The sequence below is a fragment of the Ruegeria sp. BJ5 genome, assembly GCF_056537865.1.
Window position 1 is genome coordinate 1 of sequence record NZ_JBQFSH010000021.1, and the last position, 1,057, is coordinate 1,057.

General features: G+C 57.1%; 4 protein-coding genes. All 4 read right to left on the reverse strand.

Annotated features, from left to right (window positions below):
- The coding region (locus ACR0NY_RS19115) for a hypothetical protein (RefSeq protein WP_480771306.1) at positions 1–205 on the reverse strand (205 nt) is incomplete at its 3' end.
- On the reverse strand, positions 171–563 hold the full coding sequence (locus tag ACR0NY_RS19120) for a transcriptional repressor (protein ID WP_170438359.1): 393 nt from the start codon (positions 561–563) through the stop codon (positions 171–173). The genes ACR0NY_RS19115 and ACR0NY_RS19120, both read right to left, overlap by 35 nt.
- Positions 564–576: 13 nt before the next feature.
- Positions 577–822 (reverse strand): membrane protein insertion efficiency factor YidD, encoded by a 246-nt coding sequence (yidD, locus tag ACR0NY_RS19125; protein WP_170438356.1) that lies wholly within the window; start codon positions 820–822, stop codon positions 577–579.
- Positions 819–1,057 (reverse strand): CysS/YqeB C-terminal domain-containing protein (locus tag ACR0NY_RS19130; RefSeq protein ID WP_480771307.1); only part of this gene is annotated, 239 nt, incomplete at its 5' end. The genes yidD and ACR0NY_RS19130, both read right to left, overlap by 4 nt.

The window sequence follows — 1,057 nt, forward strand, 5'->3', positions numbered from 1 at the left end:
TGCAATCCACCACGGTTTCCGAAGCCGCGCGCGACAGGTCACCCAAAGCGGTGATCCGTCCGTTCTGCGCGCCGATATCTGTTTCATGGATGCCGTCATGGTTGACGACGATGCCGTTTCGAAAAATGGTTTCAAACATCTGCATTTGTTCGCTTTTTGTTGACCTTAACCTAGGTGCCGGAGACGCAGGACGAGCATAATCCATGCACCTCAATGATATGACGCTGCGGCAGGAAACCCGTTTCTTCAACGAAGCCGGAGCGGTTCTCGACAAGGCCTGGGGCGGTGCGTTCTTCAACAGTTCCGCATTCGTCGCAGATAGACAGTACCGCCGATTGATGACTGCCATCGCATTGGCACGCGATGTAGGCCTTATGGGACTCGACCCTGTGAACGCGACCGATCTTGGTTAATGCTGCAAGTGCGTTGTAGACGGTCGGCCGTGCTATCTTTGGGTGTGATGCCCGTAATCGGCGCAACACATCATAGGCGGACATCGCGCCACTGGCGGCCTTGAGCACGGCGAGTATCTCGGCCGGCACTTGTTCACCGCGTTTCGTCATGGAACATTTAGCTTCATTTGATCTGGGGGTTGTTTACAGGTGGCACCGGATCAAACCCTGATCCGCCCCATGGATTGCAGCGTGCCAAACGGTGAAGCGTTAACCATAGGCCGCGAAGAGGACCATGGGTTTCCAGAGCTTCGATCGCATAGACAGAGCAGCTTGGCTGAAAGCGGCATGAGTGACCAAGCCAAGGGGAGAGGATGAGCCGGTAGCCACGGATCGGAAGGATCAGGAGCCATGTGAAGAAACCCCTCATGCGCGCATCCGCCAACGGCTCTCACCGCCGGAGTCCTCGACTTCAACGCCAAGTGCCAATAGCTCATCGCGCAATGCGTCTGCGCGTGGCCAATCACGATCAAGGCGTGCTTGCGCGCGCTTTGCAACGAGCGCCTCGATCTGATCGACCTCACCAGCGCCCGCCTGAGCCCATGCTGATGGATATTGCTGAAGTAGACCGAGGAAACCGCCTGCCTGACGTAGACCTGCCGCGA